Raw genomic sequence first — 25,555 nt, 5'->3', positions numbered from 1 at the left:
ATTGTTGAATTTGAAGCTCTTTTATTGCCTTTATTTAATAGGTTGAGGTAAAAGAGCTTAGATTTGGTTGATTCGCGAAACTAAACACTAATAAAGCAACAAAATCCAATACCAAACCAGTAGATAAGCTGAAAATTAATAAATGGTTGACTTTGAATTATTAATCGTTGAATTTGAAACTATTTTATTGCCTTTATTTAATAGGTTGAGGCAAAAGGATATTCCCGTGGGAATTTCTGAATATTTACTGGCGATTAAAATGATTCAATCTCGAGGGGCGTGGCAGGATATTGAACGTTTAAAACGACTTTTATGTTTGTTATGGGTTAAGTCTTTAGAAGACCAATATATTTTTAATCAATTGTTTGAGGAGTTAGTTAGACCTGAGTTAGAAAAGCAATTACTAGAAGCTGATAAATCTCCATTGCCTAAAATTGATGAGGATTCTACTTCTCCTCCTCAAAAGACTGAAAATTTAGATATTAATAGTAATCCTATTTCTCAAGTTTCATCTAAAGTTCAAAAGGAAAATAAACCTCAACCTAATCAACCAACTAATTCAATCCCAATTCGCGATTTTTCGAGAAAATCTCTGTCAGAAATAACCCCAATAAAACTGAGATTTAGACAAAGTTATAATTTGATTCCCCGTTTACCAATAACTCGCCGAGAAATGACTAGTATTTGGCGTAATTTAAGGTTGTTAAAACGAGAGGGTGCGCCGGAAAATTTAGATGTTCAAGGAACAATTAATCTATTTTATAAAATGGGTTTTTTCTCTGGTGTGGTTTTACAACCTTCTAGAAAAAATCAAGTTAAGTTGGTTTTGTTAATTGACTGTGAAGGTTCCATGTCTCCTTTTAAATTGTTGATTGATACTTTACAGGAAAGTATTGAAAAAGTAGGGTTGTTAAATCAAAAGAATATTTTTTATTTTCACAATGTGCCGAGGGGTTATCTATTTACTAAACCTAATTTAACTAAGCCTTTGCCTATTGAGGAAATTTTATCTCAGGAAGTTGGTAATAATAGTGTGGTTATTGTTAGTGATGGGGGGGCGGCACGGCGCACTTATGATAGTGAAAGATTCCATCAAACTAAGGAATTTATACGGCAATTATCTGATAAAACTTATTTATATGGATGGTTAAACCCTGTTCCAGAATTTCAGTGGAGGATGACCACTGCTGAAGATATTGCTACGTTTATTCCTATGTATTCTTTAAATCCACAAGGATTAAATGATTTGGTTAAAATATTGTTAGGATATCCTTTTCCAATGGGAGTTAATTTGCATGGTTAAAACTATTGAGGCGGTTGTTAGAAAGCTATGGCTATCTCCGGAGAATGCCGTGGAAGAGGTGGTAAGATTTGAGCGTCGTTTTGGAGAAGAAAATTTTAAGCTTGCTTGTCATTGTGGGTTGTTTTTGATTTTAACTCCTGAATTAGTTAATTTAATTCGGATTAATTTTTTGGATGAGGAAAATATTCCTTGGATAGGAGAAAGTAATTTTTTGTTGTCTTCTTTATGTCGTCCTTTACAAGAGGGAGTTTATGAGGTTGAGCCTTGTGTGAGGGAAGTTTTGTTGGAGGAATTGGAGGATAAATTTGGTTGGCGACGACCTTTTGAATTGGCTGAATTTTTGTGGTTTTATTTGGATAAACAAGGGGAGAGAAAACCATCTGGAGAGTTAAGAATGGTTCAAGAATGGATTGCTCAAGCTTATTTAGATCCCGATAGGACAATTCGGGAAATGGAGAGCTTTTTATCTGAAAGTTTGCCGGAAGATAATCCGGTTTTGGGGTTAGCTGGTCAAGAAAAAATTCCTTATTTAGTGGAGATTTTGGCTCAACCTTTGGAGCAGACTAATTTATGGAAAGAGTATCAAAATTTGGTGCTTAATTCTCATGTTTTGGCAAAGTTATTGGTTGATGAAAAGGAGGGGTTAGGGGAGGAAATTGAGGAGTTAAAAGAAGAGTTTGGAGATGGGGAGGAGGTCAAATTAGGTAATGAGAAGTTTTTCTTAATTCATCCTGTTATTAAAAAGTTTTTGGCAGAGTTTCCTCCAGAAAAAGGAATAGATTATATCTGTGAAGCTAAATTACTAATTGTTGGAGAAGCTGGAGCTGGTAAAACAGCTTTAGCTAATAAAATTATCAACCCAAACTATCAACTCAAAGATGAAGATACAACCAAAGGAATTGAAGTTTATCAGTACAACTTTAAGACAAAAAACCAAAATGACTTTCAAATAAATATTTGGGATTTTGGCGGACAAGAAATTTATCACACTACCCACCAATTTTTCTTAACAAAACGCTCTCTATATATCCTTGTCGTTGATACTCGCAAAGAAGATACAGACTTTTATTATTGGCTCAATGTAGTAGAATTATTAAGCGATAATAGCCCCTTATTAATTGTGAAAAATGAGAAACATGAACGGCAACGAGAAATTAATCAACGGGGATTGCAAGGGCAATTTACTAACATTAAAGAAATCTTAGCTACCAACCTTGAAACTAATCGCGGTTTAGAAGAAATTATCAGAGAAATCGAACATCATATTAGTGAATTACCCCATATTGGCAGTAGTTTACCTAAAACTTGGAAACAAGTCCGGGAAATCTTAGAATTAGACTCCCGTAACTATATTAGTCTAGAAGAATATTTATCTATTTGTAAACAAAATGGCTTGACAAAATTGGAGTATAAATTACAGTTAAGTCGCTATTTACATGACTTAGGAATTTGTCTTCATTTTCAGGATAACCCACTGTTAAATAAAACAGTTATTCTCAAACCAGAATGGGGAATAGCGGCAGTTTATAAAATCTTAGATAATCCGACAGTTTATAATAACTTCGGCAAATTCACCAAAGATGATTTAACCAATATCTGGAATGAAGAAAAATATGTGGATATGCGCGATGAACTACTCCAGTTAATGATTAGATTTAAACTATGTTATAAAATTCTTGGTAATTCTCAGACCTATATTGCCCCTCAACTTTTAACAGAAAATCAACCAGAATATGACTGGGATGAAAATAACAATTTGATTTTACGTTACACCTACAAATTTATGCCCAGAGGAATTATCACTCAGTTTATTGTAGATATGCACCGAGATATTGAACAACAGAAATATGTTTGGAAAAGGGGAGTTATTATCAAGCAAAATGAAACCAGAGCAGAGGTAATTGAATATTACGACAGAAGAGAAATAAAAATTAGGGTTTCTGGACGACAAAAACGGGCTTTAATGACTCTCGTAACTTACCTATTAGATAAAATTCACAGTTCCTATAATAATCGACTCAAATATAATCACTTATTTCCTTGTACTTGTGCTGCTTGTAAAAATAGCCAGAATCCACATTTTTATAAACTTGAAAAATTAAAAGAATGGATTCGTAATGGTAGACTAAAAACTACCTGTGAGAATCATCCTTATAATGAAGTTAATATAAAGAGTTTAATTGATAATGTAATAAATATAGATTTATTATCAAAACTTAGATATATGGTACGCGATTAAATATAGCAGCAGCTCGTCCTGTAGAAATGGGAGAAAACTACACTAATAATCTAGTCACTCGACTTATTTCAGAATTAAAACCTCGTTGTTTAGCAATGACCGGAGTTTGTGCAGGTAATAAAAAAAAGACTTTTTTAGGTGATGTAATTGTTGCAAATCGAGTCTTTAAATTTGACTATGGTAAACTTGTTACTCATTACGAATCAATAGGTGATAAACAAATTTTTACTGAAGAAATATTCCATGATATTCGCACTTATAACTTGAAACGCCAATGGGAATTTATCATTCAAGAATTTCCCCAAGATTGGCTAAATACTATTCAAACTCCTAGACCAAAATCTGACTATCATCAAGAACGTTGGTTACTCCACAAACTCTATGATTTTAAACAACAACCATACAAATATTCACGTCCTGACCAGCACCCAGAAAGACCAACAGAATGCCCAGATTAGAGAAAAGTAATTCAACAATTAAGAGAAAAAGAATTATTAAAAACAGACTCCTTGGAATTAACCGAAAAAGCTCAGAAAGAAATTAACAATGAACGACTAGAATATTTAGAAGAACAACGCTATAAAGACCCATCATATCCACAAATTCATACAGGGGTAATTGCTACTACAAATAAAGTACAAAAAGACCCCCAACTTTTCCAACGTATCGAAAAATTACAACGGAAAATATTAGGAGTAGAAATGGAAGGTGCAGCTATTGGTGCAGTAGCAGAAATTGAGGAAATTCCCATAATTATTGTCAAGGGAGTTCAAGATTATGCTGATTATGATAAAAGTGATAAATTTCGTCAATATGCAGCGGAAGTTTCCGCCCGCTTTTTATTAGCTTTTTTGACTACAATAGAATTAGCAAGATTTCGGAAAAAAGGAGACTTATAAATTAAAAAATATCTGCAAAGTCAATATAATATAAATCTCAAAGAGCTACGCTGTTAATATTTAGTGTAAATAATTGATAGGACTCAAAAAATTGAAACTAAGATATAAATATAGGTGCTATCCAAACCTTATACAAAAAATTAATTTAGCTAAATTATTTGGATGTACAAGAGTAGTTTGGAATGATGGGTTAGCCTATTGTATTCAAGAATTTAAATCAACTAAGAAAAAGCCAACTAATTCCGAACTTCAAAAAGTCTTTATTACTCAAGCTAAAAAGACAATTGAGAGAAGTTGGCTAACCGAAATATCCGTAGTTCCATTGCAACAATCCTTAAACGATTTACATCAAGCTTATCAAAACTTTTTTAACTCAGCAACAGGTAAGCGTAAAGGAATGAAAATTAAATCTCCTAAATTCAAGAAGCGCAAGTCAAAACAGACTGCTAGGTTTACAAAAATAGGGTTTAAGCTAAGTCAAGATAAGGTATATTTAGCCAAAATAGGTAAAATAAAAGTTGCTTGGTCAAGACCCTTACCTATTGAACCTACATCAGTCACAATAATTAAGGATTCAGCTAATAGATATTTTCTGAGTTTTGTAATAGAAACATCTGCTGAAACATTACCCAAAACTGATAATTCTATTGGAATTGATTTGGGAATTTCTACTTTTGCTACATTGAATAATGGTCAGAAATTTGAAGCTCCTAAACCACTTAAGAAAAATCTCAAAAAATTAGCTAAGTTTCAACGCCAGCTTGCTCAGAAAATACCAGGTAGTAAGCGTAGAGAAAAAGCTAAATTAAGGGTAGCTAAACTTCATGCTAAAATCACAGACATTAGAACTGATTTTCTTCATCAACTATCCACTAAGTTAATTCGCGAATACGACACAATAGTATTAGAAGACTTAAATGTTTCTGGTATGGTTAAAAACAGAAAACTAGCTAAGGCTATTTCTGATTTAGGATGGAGAATGTTTAGGACATTATTAGAAACTAAATGTCAAAAATATGGTCGTGAGTTTAGAGTTATTAACAGATGGGAACCTACGAGTCAAAAATGCTCTCATTGTGGGTTTCGTGGAGGTAAAAAGGAATTAAATGTTAGAGAGTGGAATTGTTTGAAATGTGGCACACACCATGACCGTGATGTTAATGCTGCTGTAAATATTTTAGAAGTTGTTCAACTGAGAACCAAGGTTGAAGTAATTGAAACTAAAGTATTAGAAAATCCTGTACAATTATCTCTTTTCAATATAGTCGCCGACGGTCAGTCGGAGACTGAACAAAAACGAGCATTGAGCAAAGGTAAGACTTGCCGTAAAAAGCCAGCTAATTGTGATGAAATGCTAACCCGCTTTGAGTCTTTCAAGCAGCTTAATCTGTTTGATTGATAGATAAGAATCTCCTCGGCTTTAGGCAGGAGAGGATGTCAAAACAATCCCAGAGTCAATCTCTCAACTCTCTAATTTACAGAGCTTGATTTAGAAGATAATTAATACCCTAATTAAGGAGAAAATAATGAGTTCAACTGAAGCAATAATATTTTCTATTTTAAACCGAGATAACATTACACAACTGGAATTAATTTTCCAAAGATTATTTCAGCAATTTGATTCTATTTCTGGAAGGCGAGCATTTTTACAGTTAGCGGGAATAGATGACTATTTTATAAATGGCCGAGATTTTAATTTACCTCCTCAGCAATTTATAACTATATTAGTTGCTGACTTAAAAAGTTATAGAATCTCTCGACAAAATCCTTATTATCATCCACTGTTATTCATTATAGACTATGTAATTAATCAACCTAGAGAAAAATTTTATCATTTAGATGATCGAGATATTGAATATTTAGCAACGTTTCGGAAAAGGGGAGATTTACAAATTAAAATATATCTGCAAAATCAATCTCCTGAAACAATAAAACGTAATACTCAAAATTTAGATATTTACTTGAATAAAATTGAGAAAAATCTCAAAAATCAAGGTGCTTTAGATATACAAAATAACGTTCTAAGTAAAGATAGAAAGTTTGAATTTGAGCGTGTAGCAAAAATCACTGATTTTGAACTTCATTTCGATGCATTTAATATGAGAGGAGATGCGTTTTTTATCATCGATTATTTTCCCTCTATAAATACAAAAAGTTTAAGACAGTATTCTACTCAATGCCTAGAATATGGAAAAGATAAAGCTACTTCATCTGTTGGCACACAAATTTTAAATGCTAGGGTACCTTGTAATATTTGTTTTGCTATAGCTGTGGTTAAAAACTTAGACAAAGAAACTAAAATTAAAATACGTCAAGAAAATCCTTTCGATCAAAATCTAGATTTATTATGGTACGAAGTTCCTGTTATTTATTGTTTAGATGAAAAAATACTTTATTTTTATGACCAACCTTCATCATTCTGGGAAAAATTTAAGGGAGAAGTAGTATGGACAAGGTTGAGAGAAGTCATTGAAACGACTTTAACACCTTAATATACTTCTTAGGTCAACAATTTATTTTGTAGATAGCTGCTAAAATTTAAAACATCAATAATGGAAGAAAAGTCAAATGCCAAACACCCGTATATTCTCAGATATATCACAGGACGATTTGATTAAAATAGAGAGATTATTGGAAAATATTTTGATAAATATTGATGGTATAGCAGGAAGAAAAGCTATTTTGAAAAATGCTGGATTTGCTCAATATTTTATCGCTGGTCTTGATTTTAACTTAAATATTTATGAATTTATTACTATTTTAGTCTCCAAATTTAAAGACTATCGAGTTTCTAGTCAAAGATTAGATTATCATCCTTTAATAGCTTTGTTAGATTATCTTTTGAAGCAACCAGAAAGATATAACTTAGAGAATACAGATATAAAGTTTGCTCGGAAAATTATTAATATCGGTAAAATCAAAATCCAAGAATTAAAAGCAGAATTCAAAACCCAAGAATTAAAACCAGAATTCAAAATAGAAATACCTCATGAAACACCTACTATTGATATTCTAATTATTACAGCCCTAAAAGATGAATTAAACGCTCTGAAAAACTGTGATAATCAATCTGGAAAGAGTTGGCAAGAATTGAAAGACAGTTCCAATTATTCCTACTACAAAACTACTTTCAACCATAAAAACGGTACTCAATTAAATATAGTAGCGGCTCGTCCTGTAGAAATGGGAGAAAACTACACTAATAATCTAGCCACTCGACTTATTTCAGAATTAAAACCTCGTTGTTTAGCAATGACCGGAGTTTGTGCAGGGAATAAAAAAGAGACTTTTTTAGGTGATGTAATTGTTGCAAATCGAGTCTTTAAATTTGACTATGGTAAACTTGTTACTCATTACGAATCAATAGGTAATAAACAAATTCGTACTGAAGAAATCTTCCATGATATTCGCACTTATAACTTGAAACGCCAATGGGAATTTATGATTCAAGAATTTCCCCAAGATTGGCTAAATACTATTCAAATTCCTAGACCAAAATCTGACTATCATCAAGAACGTTGGTTACTCCACAAACTCTATGATTTTCAACAACAACCAGACAAATATTTACGTCCTGACCAGCACCCAGAAAGGCCAACAGAATGCCCAGATTGGAGAAAAGTAATTCAACAATTAAAAGAAAAAGAATTATTAAAAATAGACTCCTTGGAATTAACTGAAAAAGCTCAGAAAGAAATTAAGAATGACCGAATAGAATATTTAGAATACCAACATTACAAAGACCCCTTAAATTCTCAAATTCATACAGGGGTAATTGCTACTACAAGTAAAGTACAAAAAGACCCCCAACTTTTCCAACGTATCGAAAAATTACAACGGAAAATATTAGGAGTAGAAATGGAAGGTGCAGCTATTGGTGCAGTAGCAGAAATTGAGGAAATTCCCATCATTATTGTTAAGGGAGTTCAAGATTATGCTGATGATGATAAAAGTGACCAATTTCGTCAATATGCAGCGGAAGTTTCCGCCCGCTTTTTATTAGCTTTTTTGACTACAATAGAATTAGCAATATTTCGGAAAAAAGGTTGAGAGAACTCATTGAAACTACTTTGAAACTTACTTTATCTAAAATGTCAATAGTTCAATGGTTGAATTAATACTCAACTAAAATGAAATTAGGCGATCGCTACCCTATCTATTTTATCTAAAATCTAAAAACTATAACGTTATAGTTTAATTAATACTCGACCAAATAATGGCCATTCTTTCTATTCTCCCTGGACAGTATCAGTTTCCAAGTTAACTCCTGCATATAAAACTTCAATAGCAGAAGTAAACTCAATACTAGATAATGTAATTGACTCACCTTCTATATATTCGCAATAATGCCAAAAATTTCCCTCGCCGCGTTGAAAAACTTCTACAGATATTGATTCTGAGTCTACTAAAACATATTCTGGCAAACTGGAAATTTGACCATAATATTTAAACTTATTGCCGCGATCGTATTTTTCTGTACTGGGGGAAAGAACTTCAAAAATTACTGTAGGATGTTCGATAAACTGACGGGACTTTAAATCTTCAGTATTACAAGAAATAACTAAATTTGGATAGAAATAACGATCACTTTTACTATCGCGAACTTTCACATCCGACATATTAACTCAACATCCTTTTTGACGGAGATGAGGTACGAGAGCTGTACAAAAGTTAATCGCAATATCATTATGAGGAATACTTGCTCAAGCCATAGCTAAAATTTCACCATCTACATATTCATGGCGAAATTCCTGTTGAGCTTCCCATTCTAGGTATTCTTCTAGGGTAATTTTTTGATAATCTTGGGGTTGAGCGATCATAAGTTTTGTCTGGTTCAATGAAGATTTATTAAAAACAAGGACTTACTCTAGAAACCTGGTTTCTTTGGGTGGACTTACCCAGGCAAACCCAGAAACCGGGGTTTTTCCTCAATACTTATTCTTACTAGACAGTGGGAAGTTCTGGGAGTAACCATTGCTAACTAAAGCTGACAGCAATAATCAGGTATTAAACTCTCTCCAAAGAACTATAAGTGCTGTAAACCAATTCCTGTAATTCTCTCAGTCTTTCAAGTAAATGTTTTTTTACGATAACTTCTTACCCTCTACCTAGTATAACACATTCAAAAATAACTAACAGAAGCGATCGCCAAGTAAAACCTACCTTAGATGGCCAATAACCAAAAAATTCTGTTTCATTTTTGTTTCGTCTTCATAAATCCTGAATATAATACAATTAAGGAAATAAAATACTTTTTTATTACCCATAGGACTTATCCAGTACCCCTATATGTAGTGTATTTTGAATAATTAACTCAGATACCGAACCACAACTAGATCCTTTGCATCAGTCCTGACCTAATCTTAAATTCAAATATTTAACTTCCCAGAAATGGACCTAATTCTATGCCACACAACAGCAGACTTTGACGGTCTCGGCGCCGCCGTCGGACTCACCCACCTCCACCCAGGTAGTCGCCTCCTACTAACTGGCGGTTGCCACCCCACCGTCAAAGAATTCCTGGCCCTCCATCGAGACGAATTTGCCATCATCGAGCGCCGCTCCGTCAACCCAGAAAAAATCAGATCTATATATATAGTAGATACCCAAACACGCTCCCGACTTGGAAAAACCGCCGAATGGTTAGACTTACCCCACCTATCAGAAATTGTCATCTACGACCATCACTGTGAAACTCAAACCGACATTCCAGCCACCCAAACTTATATAGAAGCAGTTGGAGCCAGTACAACCCTAATAGTAGAAAAACTTCAGACTCTAAAAAATAATTCTTCCCCGATCTTAACTCCAGCAGAAGCAACAATTATGGCTCTTGGTATTCATCTTGATACTGGTTCACTAACTTTTGACAATACAACACCACGAGACGCAACAGCTTTAGCATGGTTAATGCAGCAAGGGGCAAGTTTATCCGTCATCGGCGAATATGTAGAACCAGGCCTATCACCCCAACTCCAAGATTTATTGAAACTAGCTCTAGAAAACTTACAACGTTCCACCGTGAGAACCTATCAAATAGGATGGATACTATTAAACACTGATCAACATGTTCGTGGTTTATCCAGTCTAGCTTCTAGCTTAATTGACCTCACAGAAATAGATGCTCTCTTACTAGCTCATACCCACTCCCTCAAAAACACAACAGAAAAAAGCCTAAATATCATCGGGCGATCGCGCATCCCAGAAACCAACTTCAACCAACTATTCCAACCTCTAGGGGGTGGTGGTCATAGCCGAGCAGCAGCAGTTAGTCGCCGAGACACCAACCCCCAAGCAACATTAGAAAAACTCGTAGACCAACTCAAAAATCAAATTCCTCACCCACCGACTGCTAAAGATTTAATGTCATCTCCAGTTCGGACTATTCCTCCAGAGACATCCATAGAAGAAGCTCACCGAATACTACTACGCTATAACCATTCTGGTTTATCAGTAGTAGACTCATCTGGAAAATTAGTCGGAATTATTTCTCGGCGAGATATCGACATTGCTCTCCATCATGGTTTTAGCCATGCTCCAGTTAAAGGTTACATGACACCCCAACTTAAAACTATTTCCCCAGAAACAAATCTCCCAGAAATTGAAAGGTTAATGGTTACTTACGATATCGGGCGGTTACCTGTCTTAGAAAATAATTCCTTAGTCGGAATAGTTACCCGCACCGACGTTTTACGGGAATTGCATCAACAACAACGTCCCCAATATCAACAACTAGGTTGCATTCCTGGTGAAACTTGTAAATCAGTTGCCGAACTTCTACAAGAACGTCTCGCACCCCAACTATGGCAACTTCTCAGTTGTGTTGCTGAGTTAGCAGAAAAACGAGGTTGGCAACTATACCTGATCGGAGGAGGAGTCAGAGATTTACTGTTATCAGAATTTGACGAAACTCTATTATTAACAGATATAGACTTAGTTGTAGATACTTGCCGCTCTAAGTCAGTAGCTAATGCTCCAGCGGTAAACTTGGGAAAAGCACTGCAAAAAATTTACCCAACAGCACGTTTAGAAATTCATGGTCAATTTCAAACTGCTGCTCTTCTCTGGCACCATGATTTAGTTTTAGACTCCCTTTGGATAGATATTGCTACTGCTCGTACAGAATTTTATCCCTATCCAGCAGCTAACCCAGAAGTTGAGGTAAGTTCAATTCGCCAAGATCTATATCGTCGAGATTTTACTATTAATGCTTTAGCAGCACGGCTTACTAAACCAGGCACTGGAGAATTACTTGATTTTTTTGGTGGGTTATTAGATTTGCAACAGAAACAAATTCGGGTATTACACGCTAATAGTTTTATTGAAGACCCGACTCGTATTTATCGGGCAGTCAGGTTTGCGGTAAGATTGGGTTTTGAGATCGAGTCAAAAACAGAGGAATATATTCGTTATGCAATTAATAGTGGAGTATATGACCGCGAAAATGTTAAAAAGGGAGAAAAGAATAGAAGAGCGCCGGCTTTAGAAACTCGACTCAAAAGTGAGTTGAAATATATTTTGCAAGCTCCCTACTGGAAACCTGCTTTAAGGTTATTAGGAAATTTGGGAGCGTTGCGTTGTATTCATCGCACCTTGGTGTTAGATAGGAACTTATGGCGACAGGTGTGTCTACTTGATAGGTGTTTACAAGGTTTTGATCCTGACAAGAAATTGTCTCATTGGCAAATGCGCTTAGAGGTTTTGATAGTTAGTTTAGAGTCTGGGTATCGGAGTTTGGTTGGAAAAAATTTACAGTTGTCTGTGGATAGTGTGAAGAGGTTGGAGGAGTTGGAGTTGGCAAAAGTTATGGTTATGGAGAATTTGCCAAAGTGTGATACTCCGAGTCAGGTGGTGTGGTTGTTGAGGGAATATGATTTAGGAATGTTGATTTTGATTATTGTGCAATGTGACCGTTGGATGCGACGCCAAATTTGGCAATATTTGACTCAGTGGGCAAATGTTAAACCTGTTTTTAATGGAAATGATTTAAAATTGATGGGGTATAAGCCGGGGCGTCAGTTTAAGTTGATGTTGGATGATATTTTGGCTGCGACTTTGGATGGGAAGGTGAGCGATCGCTCTGAGGCTGAGAAGTTTTTAGCTCAATATTATCCTCAATAGTTAGGAAGTAGGAGAGTAGGGGGTGGGAGCATCTGGCTCTCGTACTTGTGGGTAAGGTACTTTCAATTTCAGAAGTCAAAATTTAGCGATCGCTACTTTGACATTTCTATCTTCTAAGTAGTAGAAGATTTTAACAGAGATTATCTTGCCTATTTAGGGTTTGCTGAAAAAGTCTTTTAATGAGCAGAGGAGTAGGTAGGGAGCTAACGCGAATGCGACATGAACGCATTTTTGTTATGGAACGTCCCTACGGAGGAACAGGGAAGGTATAGATGAGGTAGTCGGCTCTATAGTCGTTTTAATTAAGATTGAAACAAAAATTGAGTACAATAAAATTAAGTCAACTAGAAACTATTTTGAGCTATGTCTTACAGTTTAGACTTCAGACAAAAAGTAATAAATTTTGCAGAAAATGGCGGTAAAATTACCAAAGCAGCTCATACATTTGGGATAGGAAGAGCTTCGATATATAGATGGTTATTTCGCCCAAATATTGAGCTTACACGATGACAATATAGTGGTAATATATATAGTGTCTTTGTGTAAGACCTGTTATCTTTAAATGTAGTACAAATTTATGCTACTACTACCAATACCTTCAAATATATTACATCAGTAGTAATTTGTATTGTGCAAACATACTAGCCCATGTTGCTATAAGTCCCTTAATGTCCAACTTTTCTACTCCCCAACTCTCCCAATCTCCTACTCCCTAAATTAACCAAGATGAAAGGTCTCTTTGAATCAAATTTTGTAGCTTAAGAATATCTTCACGGTAGAAATCAATTAATAGCTGACGTTCTTCTGAAGAAAGAGGTTTGAGTTCTTTTCCTCCTGAATTGAAATTGATTAAGCTAGAGCGTAATTTTTGTCTCATTTCCCGAGGCATTACCACCCTTAAAATAGATGAAACTGCTGCTCTGACAGGATTTTTAGTTTTGATTAAATTATTCAGAGATTGGTTCTTAGGAACTGCAGCAACTTGTTGACGTTTTGAGGTGTCTGGAATAAAGTTACTATTTACTCCAATAAATTGATACATATCCTGCATCATTCCCAAAGAATTTTCAGACAAGTTATCATACAGATAAATTTTCACTCTTTCTTTCCCAAAAGTATCAAAATAATGCTTAACTGGAGTAAAGTAAAATCCTTTTTTAAGAGTGAAAGAAGTATCAGCACGAAATCTAACTTGTTCAGTTAAAGAATGAAGTTTTTCCATATTTATAGAATCACGAAGGTGCATTAAATAGTCAGAATAAGCTCTATCTACTGGATTTCTAAGTATAGCTATCATTTTCACATCAGGAACGTATTTAATAATCCTTAAGGATGAAAATTTATAATGAAAAAGATAATTAGGAGATACTTCACCAATAGCAACTTCATCTTGAACATCGTTAAAAAGGTTGCAGTATTTTTCCCAAGTATCAATTATTTTTGGATTTGGTTTCCCTTGAAAATTTTCCCAATCTCTCTCCAAAAAGTTTGTTTCTTTGACAGGACTCATATAAACTTGGGGATGTTGGTTTAAATATTGATAAATTGATGTAGTTCCTGCTTTCTCTATGCCTACAACTAAAAAAGTTGGTAACTTCATTTTGTTTCTCCTAAATTTAATTGATTAAGATATAACATATTCGGTTATTAATATGGTACGGTTAGTAGGTAGATATTTTTTAATTGTTCCCTATTCTACTCCCTAATTCCTGATTCCTGATATGGAATAAGGCACTTACGGTTACCAAAAATTCGCTTAAATATAAATTAAATATAAATAAGCAAAAACTTTAATATCAAAAAAGTATCAATACTTAGGAAGCCGGGTTTATAGGAATTTTTATGGCATTGATGTAATTTCCTTACCTAGGGTAATTTTTCCATCCGAATGCTGTGTAAACAGGCATTTTTTATCCTAGAAAATATCTAATTACCACTATTCCCTACTCTCTATTCCCTTAGAGCTGATTTATTTTTTTTTGCTGTTTGAGTTTCTTTTCAATTTTTTTTGATTAGGGTATAAATGTTGAGTTTAATAGAAAACCAGTCGGTTCATCATCATCATTTTCTTCAGTATATAATTTTGGAAGAACTGAATGATACTTCTGGGTTTGTTATTGAAACTTTCTATCTATATTTAGGAAAATTTTTGATTCTGCCAATAATAAATCATGTAATTATATCAATCTAAAACTAGTTTTATACCAAACTATAATCAGGAGGTTTATAAACATAATTTTTTGCTATATTTAGTGTTGTGATCACTACAGGATGATAATTTAAAATTTTGCTTAAATAACTAGAGAAGGAGTGCTGATACAATCTAGCAATTGACTAATAGGAAAGCTATTATAGACTATTATATATTTTTTTATTTTCAGGTAATTTCATATATTGCAATAACCTAGTTTGGAAAAATATAGCCAACATTTTGTAACTTTTAGTAATAATAATTCAAGGTAATTATGGTTGTAATCTATTTTTTTTACTACTCTTTTTTATCAAGTAGTTAAATTGACTTTAAAATTGTTATGAGGCAAGTTTAGAATGTAATAATTGAGTATAATTTATCATTAAAAATAATCAGAAATAAATTAAAAAAATGAAAAAAATTAAGCTTGAATTAATTTGCATTATTTACCCAAAAATTGGGTAATTAAACGAAATTTATTAGTTTGAAAATAATAATATTGCTATCAACTAGGTTTCTTCTTTTGCTGCATAAATACTGTTACAAATTAGATTAAATAATCTAACATTTAATTAGTATTTAATGATTGCATAAATAATAATCTTTGTCCAGCGCTAAAATATTATATAAGTATTATGGCTATTTCATACAAAATAATTGGGGATATGCCCAGTTTCCCACCAGCAAAACCAGACTTAATTTTGCCTTTAAATATACTTGAGCCGTTAAGTCAACTATTACAAAAAACCGTTCAAGGTTTAGACAGTATAATCATTACAGAAGATATATTGGCAACCACTCAATCCCTGATTTTTCCAGGGGTAAAATTCACAGCAGTTATTTCCAAGAAGTTTAATGGGCTTTTGTGGGGCAAACTCATCAAGGATTTATCAAACCCTAAGAGCCAGAATAGAGAACAGCAAGAAAAAAGTTATAGTTTACAATCTAACTCTTTTAGCTTTCCCTTTAATACGAAAAATTTGGGAAGTTTAAAACTTAATGTAGGGTTAAGTTTTGATCCAGAGGAAATTAAATTTTTTTTACACCAAATTATTAATAGATTAGAGGCAGACAAAACTAAGTTATTCATAAGATCTAAACTTAAATATAGAATTAATCATCTTCAAGCAAATAATAGTAGTATCCAGAGTGAATTTACCTTGAAATTAATCAAATTATTGACTTCTGATGAAAAAATAGATTCTATTTTCAGGATGACAAGTAATCAAAAACCAAGGGAAAAAAAAAATTATACTGAGCTATCAAAAATTAATTTTCATAGCAAATCTACTACTAATACTGAATTCATAACAGAAACTAATTTGCTACAAAATAAGAAATTATTAGCATCAGATTCAGTTATGAATGATCAAGAATATCCATTAGTATGTAAACCTATTGAGATAGCTCTAAATCAAAAACTAGAACAAGAAAGACTTCTTAATCAAGTCACAGCTCAAATTCGTCAAAGTTTAGAACTGCCAGAAATTTTATCAACTGCTGTGAAGGAGGTCAGAAAGTTTATACAAGTAGATAGATTATTGATTTATGAGTTGAATAATCCCTTATTATTAACAGATAATATTACAACAGTAAATGAACAAAAAGGCTCCGTCAAGTATGAGTCTTTGGTATCTAATAAAATTTCTTCTTTATTAGGTTTAAGTGAGAGAAAAAACTGCTTTTTTCTTCCTAATAGTTCTTTATTTGAATATAGTAAAATCTCTGTTCATTTTATAGCTGATATTGAAGTAGCTTATGAGAAGTTTCCTGAGCTACTAGAATTGATGGAACAACATCAAATAAAAGCTAAATTATTAGTACCAATTATAGTTGATCAAAAATTGTGGGGATTATTAATTGCTCATCAATGTTCTGAGCGAGAATGGCAAGATGATGAAAAAAGATTTCTTGAAGAAATTGCAGAACATTTAGCTATCGCTATTTATCAAGCTCAATTATATGGAGAATTACAAAAGCAAAAACAAACTTTAGAAAAACGGGTAGTTGAGCGAATTCAGGATCTTTATGATGCGGTTCAAAGTGCAGAATCAGCTAACCGTGCTAAAAGTGAATTTTTAGCTACAATGAGCCATGAATTACGCACTCCTCTGACCTGTGTTATTGGTATTTCTTCAACTCTTTTGCAGTGGTCTTATGGCAATAGAGGAGCTAAGAAAATGCCGATACAAAAGCAAAGAGATTATTTAAAAATAATCCATGATAGTGGCGAACATCTCCTGGAATTAATCAATGATATTCTAGATTTATCTCAAGTAGAAGCAGGCAAAACAGTATTAAAAATTAGTGAATTTTCTCTGTCTAAAATTAGTTATGAACTTTTGCAAAATTTTAGGGAAAAGGCGGAACAGAATGAAGTTAAACTAATTTTTGAACCAACAGTAAATCCACAATTAGATCTATTTGCTGCTGACCAAAGACGAGTTAAACAGATTCTTTTTAATCTTCTGAGTAATGGGATTAAATTTACTCCTAATGGGGGTAGTGTAAGACTTAAAGTTATGAGATATAAAAATACAGCAATTTTTCAAGTAGAAGATACTGGTATGGGAATTTCTCAAGAGCAAAAACCATTATTATTTAAGAAATTTCAACAACTAAATTCTCCTTATAACCGTCAACAAGGAGGTACTGGTTTAGGTCTAGCTTTAACTAAACAATTAGTTGAACTTCATAATGGAATTATTGAAGTGGAATCTACTGTCAATGTCGGCTCTACTTTTACAGTTAAATTGCCAGCACAACAACTTAAATCAGGAAATGAAAAACGTAAACAAAAAGGAGAAAGTTTATCAAATGTTTTATCTTTACAAGGCAGTGTAGTATTGATCGAACAAGAAGAAGATATCGCTACAGTAATTTGTGATATTTTAACAACAGCAGGGTTAAAGGTTGTGTGGATAATAGAAGGTTCTACTGCTGTTGAGCAAGTCATTTTATTGCAACCTGTTGTTATAATTATAGATATGCAGTTACCGGGAATTAATGGCATAGAAATTATCGATCAGTTACGCACAACAAGCAGCAGTAAAAATATTAAATTTTTGGCATTAACTACTTTGAATACAGAAATAAATCGGGAATATTGTGATGCTATTGGTGTGGATGAATGTTTAACTAAACCAGTTAATCTTGAATATTTATTGAATAAAATGATACATTTACTGGCTAATTAAAATCAATTGCTATTTGTCAGTTATCTAAGCAATTAACAGGTATAAAATCTTGTTAATTTTGCCTTAGAAAAATTCTCAAAAATCACATAGCTTGTGCTATGTTAGTATGGAAATTCTTAAAAAGATTAGCAGTAAAAATAGAAAAAACTATTGATCAAGTCAAACACGAATTACTTTCAGACTATTTGAGCCAAAAGTTCAAGAAGCCTACAATAATATTCAGGACTATTTTTATTTCTTATGTGCTTTTTACCCTGGTTTTGAATATGGTATCTATTTTGAGGCGATCGCTATAATTTTTTTAAAAAGCCTGAAATAAATTAGTAGGTTATATATAATGTTATTGCTTAAGTCCTGATCTAAAATTTTGGGATGTTCCAGTTCCTTATGGATATTTACAGCGATCGCTATGAACTTAAATCAGACTCTAATTCACCAACACCAGAAATACTAGTGGTGAGTATTTTTTTGAGACCTAATTTTTTGGCCATTGTACTGATTAGTAGTGAGTACTACAAGCTTATGTTTAAGCGGTACTAGAACGGAGAGAGAAAAGACCAAAATCAAAGCTATTTTTAATTATGACTAACAAACATCCTAATCTACTATTACCAAAAGGCTTAATAGTTTCTTGTCAAGCTCCTACGAACTCCCCTTTACATCATCCAGAAGTAATTGCAGCTATGGCACAAGCATCTATAAATCAAGGTGCAGTGGGAGTCAGAATAGACACTCCATCACATATTCGGGCAGTGCGACAGAGAATTACTCAACCTATCATTGGTTTGTGGAAGCAACAAGTACCAGGCTTTGAAGTTTATATTACACCCCGTTTATCAGATGCAGAAGCGATCGCTCAAGTTGGAGCAGATATTATTGCTATTGATGGTACTCTCAGAAGACGTCCGGATGGAGCAACTTTAGCAACATTAATTAATTTCATCCACAATGAATTGGGAAAACCAGTAATGGCAGATGTGGATACTATAGAAGTAGCAAAAGTAGCAGTGGCAGCAGGTGCAGATTTTATTGCTACTACTCTGTATGGTTATACTGAGGAAACTAAAACAGAATCTCCCCCTGGCTTTGAACTATTAAAGCAGATGGTAAAAAAAATAGCAGTTCCGGCAATTTGTGAAGGTGGAATTGCTTCTCCAGCAATGACAAAAAAAGCTATAGATTTAGGAGCTTATGCTGTTGTTGTAGGTACAGATATTACAGGAATTGATAGTAAAGTTAAGGCTTATACAAGTTAATACTTCTGGTGTATGTGTCCTAACTCGTCTCTTTCAAAGAGAGGGGTTCAATTCCCCTTTCCTTTCCAAAGAAGGTAGTCGGGAGGTTAGGTTTCACCAACAACTTTGACCTAGACACCCTAGTAGTGGATTGACACATCTATGTAAAGGATTCTTAAATATTTTCCACGGTCTCAATTTTAGCGGTAAATATGCACTCTATTATCTTTGGCTGATAGTTATTAAATACCCAAGATTATGATAAAATTTGGATAGTAATATTTGACCAAAAAATTCAGGTCAATAGCTTCCTCTTTTTAGGGGATGAAAAGAATAAAGTTCAGTATATCAAGTCTGATGCTGAGCAGGGTCGGTACTGATAACTGATAAGTTAAATAACTTCGGAGGAAATTTAAAATTTATACACGGCCTTTAGCTCGGTTAATTGAACAATTACAACGTTTGCCTGGAGTTGGCCCGAAAACAGCACAACGTTTAGCACTATATATTATTAAGCGCCCGGAAGCAGAAATTCAAGCTTTAGCTGAAGCTCTGGTTGATGCGAGGAAAAAAATAGGTTTATGTCAGAAGTGTTTCCATTTATCTGCTGAACCTATTTGTGAAATTTGTCGCAACCCTCAGCGAGACAAAGAAGTTATTTGTGTTGTCTGTGACTCCCGTGATTTAATTGCCTTGGAAAAAACACGGGAATATAAGGGTCAATATCACGTTCTGGGTGGAGTAATTTCGCCTATGGATGGTATTGGTCCGGAACAGTTGAGTATTCAACCATTGGTACGGCGAGTGAGTCAGGAAAATATTCAGGAAGTAATTATTGCTATTAGTCCCAGTGTGGAAGGAGAAACTACTACTTTATATGTGGGTCAGTTGTTGAGACCTTTTACAAAAGTTACCCGCATTGCTTTTGGTCTGCCTATGGGAGGAGATTTAGAATATGCTGATGAGTTGACGTTGGCGCGTGCCTTAGAAGGGCGGCAGGAATTAGAGTAGTCGGGCAGGTTGATAGAAAAATTGAATGAATTAGAGTTTGCTGTGAATAATTTAAAAATTTTTATCAGCTAAAAGTCTAATTTTTTAGCATTGTATTGCTTAATAAGCTTAATTCTTAATCTAGTATGAATAATAATTTTGTAAATCTCTAGTAAACATTATCAATACTTACAAAAAATCTGTAATACTAATTTCAAAAAATATTATTAGAATAGAAATAGAATGGGTATAAGTTTATTTGGTGGTTGTTACAGAGTAGTTACGAGCACTATCAGTAACAAAAAGCAAAATAACCATTGCATTAACTACCTATTATTATATAGATTAAGGAGATGTTTTGATTGCTGATTAATTAAGTTATTAAGGCAAAAAAATTATGAATTGCTATAGAAAAGTTGCCAAATTTTAATGGCAATAAAATAGTCATATAAATGTAATTGAACATTAATTACTATAGTCACAAAATATAAGAATAAGGGCTCACCATTCGCTTAATTTTTTAGGAAATGCTTTTCAAAAACAGTTACACATTTTACCCTCACGGGGTTAAAAGCAGCTTAAAACCATTTATAGATAGTGCTTCTCCAGATATTTAATCCGTCAAAAATTGACGTTTTTTTTGAGAATAATAATTATTCTTTTTAGGATGTAGGTTAGCGGTATAGCTGCCGCCACCATCCTCCGCTAAAGCTAATTCACATCACTGAAATTAGGTTAATTTATTATTCAATAATAAAATTACATCACATTCATGTAAATCAATTGACTTTTTTTTAATGATCAGATGAATTGCTAGACATTGACTGTAAGTAATTAGATATTATCTAACATTGACAGAGCTTTTAATTACCTTTGATAATCAGACTTTTTTTGAGAACTAAGCTTTATTATCTGTTGAACAATATAAACTAAATAATCCCCAGCAAGTACCTATAATTCACCATACATACCTACCCAAAAATTACTATTTTTTCTGTCTCTTCGCCCTGTTTTTTTTATCGACAAATATATCTTTGATATCCTAATTTTTTGATATAATTACCATGATAAAATTCAGCAGTGTAAGCAATGGCTACTAATACAATTAAATTAGTAAAACGTTGTATATTAGCCTGACTAACTTCTAGATTATATTTTCCTTTCTTACAACTAGACAACATAGCTTCAATAAACATTCTCGATCGATAATTTTTGATAATTTTATCTTTTCAATATTTGTCAACAAGTACCAAGGTTATTTATCCATTTTATTTTTATATTTTCTTCTCCAATAGGCAGCTAAATTAAAATACCTAAATTATTTTTATGAGTAATATTAATGTTACTTAAAAATATTGAATTTCCCGGATATACGGCTAAATTAGTGAATTAATAGTACTTTTAACCGTTTTATTTATAGTCAGTATTCATTTTTTGCCTGAAAAAAAATAAATTTTTTGAGGTAATTTTAGCTTTTTTAGCCAGTATGATAACTCTACACCATAGAATTATCTATCTGCAATAAATAAAAACTTATATTTTTTTAATGACCGTAAAACTAGTTTAATAAGTCATTTTTGTTATGCCAAATTACTAGAGCCTTTTTTATTCAAAACTAGCCAATAAATAGGTAATACTCGTTTTTTACATCTGACAGAAATAACAAAGATATTACTATCTTTCCATTGCGTCTTATCTATAGTAAAAATTAATTGACTACCATCGGGAAATTATGGACTAAAAATCATAATTATCATCGGAAACCACAACAAGGGAAAGCTCAAAAATATAATGTTAAAAATCTTTAGACATCTCCAAAATAAAAAATAAGGTAAAATTATCAAAACCATTTATGTATGAAGTCTCCCAAATGAATCCAACTTTAGAATATATTTATAATCATCCAAAAGAAACAAAAAGAATTATTGGCATTACTTATGAACAGCTAATAAAATTAATAGCAAAGGCCCAAATAATAGAATCAGAGAAAAAGGAGGCGATCGCCAAAACAGAAAAAAGACTAATTAAAGCAGGTGGAGTCAGAAAAAAGAATTTAACAAAGGAAGAAGAAATAATTTTAACGTTATTTTATTTACATCAAATACCAAGTTTTCAAACATTAGGAATTAACTTTGGTATAAGTGAATCAAGTGCTAATAATATTTTTCATTACTGGATAGATATTTTCAGAGAATTACTGCCAGCAAGTTTATTAGAACAAGTAAAAAAAAAGAAAATGAATTGGAATGGGTAAAGGAGATATTAACAGAATTAGAATTAATTGTAGATAGTACAGAACAAAGTAGAGAAAGACCAAGTGAATATAAAGACCAAGAAAAATATCAAATATGAAAAAAGAAAAATCATACTTTTAAAAATCAAATAATAACGACACCAAAAGGAACAGAAATAGTAGATGTAATAGTAGGAGAAAAAGGTCCAGTAAGTGAGGTAAAGATATTAAGAAAACAACAGGATAAATTTGATAAAAAACAAAAATTTTAAGGAGATAAAGCTTATGAAGGAATAGAAAGAACTACCACACCAAAAAAGAAACCAAGAAAAAAAGAAATGCCGCTAGAAATCAAAGAAGAAAATCAAGAAAAAGCCAGAAAGAGAATATTTGTAGAACATATAATAAGATTAATTAAAATATTTAGAATTGCTAGAGAAAGATTCAGATTAAAAGATAATAATTATCAAAAAGTAATCTTAACAATATGTGGTTTAGTGCGACTAAGAATTGGCTCTTTTATATTAGTATAAACCATCAAAAGCTGAGATAAAAATAATAAATTAAAGTACAATAAATATTTGAATTAGTAACACGAAGTATCTCTGATGCCCATAAAACTGTACAAATTAACTATCTTCATAAGTAGCGATAGCACCACTAAAGATAGTTAGGATAAGCGTTTGAGTATTTTTGGAGATGTCTTTTGTATATGTTTCCGGCGACTCTCATATTTAATTGGTAAAGGAAAACAGGCAGCTAGTCTTTCTATTTCAACAGTTTTGTGAACAGTCAATAACCAAACTAAAATTTTTCAAGTTTGGAATTGACCTTCAGTCAAAGATTATTGAAAATCTGACTCAGATAATGAAAAAAAATCCATTGGGGTCGGTCTATTTATATAAATGGACTGACTTTTGTTACCATATAATGTGATTTGTCGCTACCACAAAGGTGGACACAAAAATGGTAATGTGAGTTAATCCCTAACCCAGATCTTAAAAAGAACAATTATCATTCTCAGAAAAAAAGTCAATTTTTGACAGAGTGAATATCCGGAAAACCACTATCTTTCAATAGTTTCGAGCTGCTTGTCACCCCGTGAGTATTTTATCCTATATAGTTTTCTGAAAATTGGATCAGCAGAATGGAGTAACGATCGCGATCGCGTCAGTGTCATATCGTTCTATGGGTAACTTACTCCCTCAAGCCCTAATAAACTTTTTGATAGTAAATCATATCATATCCGGTAATATCGTTTCTGTATAATAGAGAAAGAAAAAAAATAATTACCCGGAGCAATATTGCTACGCAACGCTACCGCGAACGCTGTGCCATTAAGTTGATACATCGATCATTTACTACATCTTCCATCTGAGATAAATTTTCAGTCGTTTTGATTACTTATAGGTTCATTAATTATCGGCCAGAGTCTTTCTTCTGATTGTAGTTTAGTTGTGCGGGCAAGTATTTACTCCAAGTGCAAACCCTCTGGGATTTTAAGTTTTTGGCTACTGTGCCAACCTGCTCTGTCTAACACTAATATCATGTGCTTATTTTCTCTGTTACCAAAATGTTAAGCTAAGTCGGCCAACACTTGCTTAAAAACAGTAATATTGACTTTGGGCAAGAGCCACCAATTAGTTTGCTCCTGCCATAGGGATATATAAACCCATAGAGCCAAAAACACTCTTATTCGCTAGTTAACCTCTGCAGTTGGTTGTACTCCAATAGGTGTCCATGCTTGTCGGAAAATTCACTTGAGACCCAAACGATGTTCATCCATTGCCCAGAGTTCTACAGTGGTCTCTCAATATTCAGCTTTTAATTTTTCAAATTGACAGCAGAGTTTTTTTCCACTCTTCTGGTTCGGCTGGGGTTGCTCATTTGTTATGCTCAGGCCGAGGGATTCATAATCTATATCTCATTGAGCGTAAATATTTCCATCCCCTGCGCCGATTAATTTGATAATCAATTAATTAATTCTGTTAACAAATCTCCTACCTTGCGACCATGACCTAATCCTCCATCGGGAGCTTTCTCCTGGAGAGCTATTTCCAGTTGAGCTTGTCGTTCATCACAGAGGAATCCTTTTGGACCTGGATGTTGATGGCGACGATCTACCAATCCTTCTTTACCCTGCTGGTTGTAGCGACGTGCAATTACGGATAGCCTCCAAACAATAGCCTGTGACTGAAGAAACTTATGAGTGTTGTTTTTCCTTTCGCGCTTAAGCCAAATAGACATCTCCATAATTGAATCAAATCCAAAAAGATGGTATAATAAATTTCACAATAAATTTTTAAAACAACAGATGGAGAGTTATACTTGGGGCTATATTCAGAAATATCCTAAACAGACAAAAAGATTATTAGGAATCGACTACAAGCAACTAGAACAATTAATAGACCAGAGAAAATTACTCAATCAGAAAAATTAAGAAGAAATTGAAAAAACAAAAATCAGAATTAATCAACCAGGAAGTGGGAATAATCCGATCATTATCATTTCTAGAACAAATTGTTCTCATGTTAGTTTATCTAAGACATAATATAAGTTTTCAACTTTTAGGACTTATCTTTCAAGTAAGTGAGTCGACGGCTCATAATATATTTACATATTGGCAAAAACTTTGTGAAGGAGAGTTACCACCAAGCTTGTTAGAACAAGTAAAAAAGTTTCAAGAAGAAGAGAGCATTCTTGAACTGTTAACCGATTATGAATTAATTGTATACATTGCTGAACAACCAATTGAAAGACCTTCTGACTATCAAGAACAAAAACAATATTATTCAGGAAAACATCCAAAGAAATACTCGAAAAAGTCAATTTATTATCTTACCAAAAGCTGAAGATGTTATTGATGTAGTAATTGGAAAACCTGGACCAATGAGTGATATTAAAATCTGTCGCCAAACTTTAAATAAATTCAAGACAAACCAAACTTTTAGTGGTGATAAAGCTTACATTGGAGAAACTCAAATTACAACTCCCCATAAAAAACCCAAGAAGGGAAAATTGACAGAAAATCAAATTGAAGAAAATAAAGCTTTATCATCTAATCGAATTTTTGTAGAGCATTTAATTCGAGTTGTAAAAGTATTTTTTGTGGTTAAAGAAAGATTTCGCTTGCATAAAAATTGATAT

20 protein-coding genes and 2 pseudogenes are annotated in these 25,555 nt (G+C 33.1%); 18 read left to right on the top strand and 4 right to left on the bottom strand.

Features of this window, described 5'->3' with window-relative positions:
- Positions 1–142 precede the first annotated feature (142 nt).
- The 7 genes from TERY_RS06610 to TERY_RS06580 all read left to right on the top strand — a co-directional run bounded on the left by TERY_RS06610 (position 143) and on the right by TERY_RS06580 (position 8,491).
- The gene (locus tag TERY_RS06610) at positions 143–1,303 is read left to right on the top strand and encodes a hypothetical protein (protein ID WP_011611102.1); all 1,161 of its coding nucleotides are present in this window, start codon (positions 143–145) and stop codon (positions 1,301–1,303) included.
- A complete protein-coding gene (locus TERY_RS36420; protein ID WP_011611101.1) occupies positions 1,296–3,542 on the top strand; it encodes a COR domain-containing protein in 2,247 nt (748 codons plus the stop codon). The genes TERY_RS06610 and TERY_RS36420 overlap by 8 nt, the downstream gene beginning before the upstream one ends.
- 26 nt (positions 3,543–3,568) lie before the next feature.
- Complete coding sequence (locus TERY_RS06600; protein ID WP_011611100.1) at positions 3,569–4,000, top strand: hypothetical protein; 432 nt, start codon at positions 3,569–3,571, stop codon at positions 3,998–4,000.
- A 51-nt stretch (positions 4,001–4,051) separates the two neighbouring features.
- A complete protein-coding gene (locus TERY_RS06595; protein ID WP_011611099.1) occupies positions 4,052–4,441 on the top strand; it encodes a nucleoside phosphorylase-like protein in 390 nt (129 codons plus the stop codon).
- 91 nt (positions 4,442–4,532) lie between these two features.
- A complete protein-coding gene (locus tag TERY_RS06590; RefSeq protein ID WP_011611098.1) occupies positions 4,533–5,840 on the top strand; it encodes an RNA-guided endonuclease TnpB family protein in 1,308 nt (435 codons plus the stop codon).
- A gap of 127 nt (positions 5,841–5,967) precedes the next feature.
- Positions 5,968–6,933 carry a hypothetical protein gene (locus TERY_RS06585; RefSeq protein ID WP_011611097.1) on the top strand — a complete coding sequence of 322 codons (966 nt, stop codon included), beginning with the start codon at positions 5,968–5,970 and terminating at the stop codon, positions 6,931–6,933.
- A 76-nt stretch (positions 6,934–7,009) separates the two neighbouring features.
- Positions 7,010–8,491 carry a nucleoside phosphorylase-like protein gene (locus TERY_RS06580; protein WP_011611096.1) on the top strand — a complete coding sequence of 494 codons (1,482 nt, stop codon included), beginning with the start codon at positions 7,010–7,012 and terminating at the stop codon, positions 8,489–8,491.
- A 179-nt stretch (positions 8,492–8,670) separates the two neighbouring features.
- On the opposite strand, the gene TERY_RS06575 is transcribed toward TERY_RS06580, so the two are convergent.
- Positions 8,671–9,060 (bottom strand): Uma2 family endonuclease, encoded by a 390-nt coding sequence (locus TERY_RS06575; protein WP_011611095.1) that lies wholly within the window; start codon positions 9,058–9,060, stop codon positions 8,671–8,673.
- Positions 9,061–9,832: 772 nt separating this feature from the next.
- Between TERY_RS06575 and TERY_RS06570 the strand changes: the two genes are divergently transcribed.
- Positions 9,833–12,562, top strand: coding sequence for a CBS domain-containing protein (locus tag TERY_RS06570; RefSeq protein WP_011611094.1), 2,730 nt, complete (start codon positions 9,833–9,835; stop codon positions 12,560–12,562).
- Between the two features lie 363 nt (positions 12,563–12,925).
- A pseudogene (locus TERY_RS06565) lies at positions 12,926–13,069 on the top strand (IS630 transposase-related protein); the annotation flags it as partial.
- A gap of 205 nt (positions 13,070–13,274) precedes the next feature.
- Here TERY_RS06565 and TERY_RS06560 read toward each other — a convergent pair.
- Positions 13,275–14,162, bottom strand: coding sequence for a sulfotransferase domain-containing protein (locus tag TERY_RS06560; RefSeq protein WP_011611092.1), 888 nt, complete (start codon positions 14,160–14,162; stop codon positions 13,275–13,277).
- Positions 14,163–15,388: 1,226 nt separating this feature from the next.
- Here TERY_RS06560 and TERY_RS06555 point away from each other — a divergent pair.
- The 3 genes from TERY_RS06555 to recR all read left to right on the top strand — a co-directional run bounded on the left by TERY_RS06555 (position 15,389) and on the right by recR (position 20,196).
- Complete coding sequence (locus TERY_RS06555) at positions 15,389–17,950, top strand: ATP-binding protein (RefSeq protein WP_011611091.1); 2,562 nt, start codon at positions 15,389–15,391, stop codon at positions 17,948–17,950.
- Positions 17,951–18,531: 581 nt separating this feature from the next.
- Positions 18,532–19,206 (top strand): putative N-acetylmannosamine-6-phosphate 2-epimerase, encoded by a 675-nt coding sequence (locus TERY_RS06550; RefSeq protein ID WP_011611090.1) that lies wholly within the window; start codon positions 18,532–18,534, stop codon positions 19,204–19,206.
- A 396-nt stretch (positions 19,207–19,602) separates the two neighbouring features.
- Entirely contained in the window at positions 19,603–20,196 is a 594-nt protein-coding gene (gene recR, locus TERY_RS06545; protein WP_044136513.1) for a recombination mediator RecR, read from the top strand.
- Between the two features lie 995 nt (positions 20,197–21,191).
- On the opposite strand, the gene TERY_RS06540 is transcribed toward recR, so the two are convergent.
- Entirely contained in the window at positions 21,192–21,371 is a 180-nt protein-coding gene (locus tag TERY_RS06540) for a hypothetical protein (protein WP_011611088.1), read from the bottom strand.
- A gap of 674 nt (positions 21,372–22,045) precedes the next feature.
- Here TERY_RS06540 and TERY_RS06535 point away from each other — a divergent pair.
- The 3 genes and pseudogenes from TERY_RS06535 (at position 22,046) to TERY_RS36415 (ending at position 23,677) form a co-directional block, all read left to right on the top strand.
- The gene (locus tag TERY_RS06535; protein ID WP_044137222.1) at positions 22,046–22,429 is read left to right on the top strand and encodes a helix-turn-helix domain-containing protein; all 384 of its coding nucleotides are present in this window, start codon (positions 22,046–22,048) and stop codon (positions 22,427–22,429) included.
- A 263-nt stretch (positions 22,430–22,692) separates the two neighbouring features.
- Positions 22,693–22,941: pseudogene (locus tag TERY_RS32605) on the top strand (transposase family protein); the annotation flags it as partial.
- 601 nt (positions 22,942–23,542) lie between these two features.
- Positions 23,543–23,677: a hypothetical protein gene (locus TERY_RS36415; RefSeq protein WP_370496738.1), complete on the top strand. Its 135-nt coding sequence runs from the start codon at positions 23,543–23,545 to the stop codon at positions 23,675–23,677.
- 702 nt (positions 23,678–24,379) lie between these two features.
- Here the strand turns inward: TERY_RS36415 and TERY_RS06525 are convergent.
- The gene (locus tag TERY_RS06525; RefSeq protein WP_011611084.1) at positions 24,380–24,661 is read right to left on the bottom strand and encodes a hypothetical protein; all 282 of its coding nucleotides are present in this window, start codon (positions 24,659–24,661) and stop codon (positions 24,380–24,382) included.
- A gap of 61 nt (positions 24,662–24,722) precedes the next feature.
- Here TERY_RS06525 and TERY_RS36410 point away from each other — a divergent pair, with 61 nt between their 5' ends.
- From TERY_RS36410 to TERY_RS36400, 3 genes are all read left to right on the top strand, one after another.
- Positions 24,723–24,848 carry a hypothetical protein gene (locus TERY_RS36410; protein WP_370496736.1) on the top strand — a complete coding sequence of 42 codons (126 nt, stop codon included), beginning with the start codon at positions 24,723–24,725 and terminating at the stop codon, positions 24,846–24,848.
- An 88-nt stretch (positions 24,849–24,936) separates the two neighbouring features.
- The gene (locus TERY_RS36405) at positions 24,937–25,260 is read left to right on the top strand and encodes a helix-turn-helix domain-containing protein (protein ID WP_370497168.1); all 324 of its coding nucleotides are present in this window, start codon (positions 24,937–24,939) and stop codon (positions 25,258–25,260) included.
- Entirely contained in the window at positions 25,145–25,552 is a 408-nt protein-coding gene (locus tag TERY_RS36400) for a transposase family protein (protein ID WP_370496734.1), read from the top strand. Before TERY_RS36405 ends, TERY_RS36400 begins: the two co-directional genes overlap by 116 nt.
- Positions 25,553–25,555 lie beyond the last annotated feature (3 nt).

The organism is Trichodesmium erythraeum IMS101 (genome assembly GCF_000014265.1).
Classification (GTDB): Bacteria; Cyanobacteriota; Cyanobacteriia; order Cyanobacteriales; family Microcoleaceae; genus Trichodesmium; species Trichodesmium erythraeum.
Note: the sequence above shows the minus strand (reverse complement) of the source record. Positions and strands in the feature narration are given on the sequence as shown.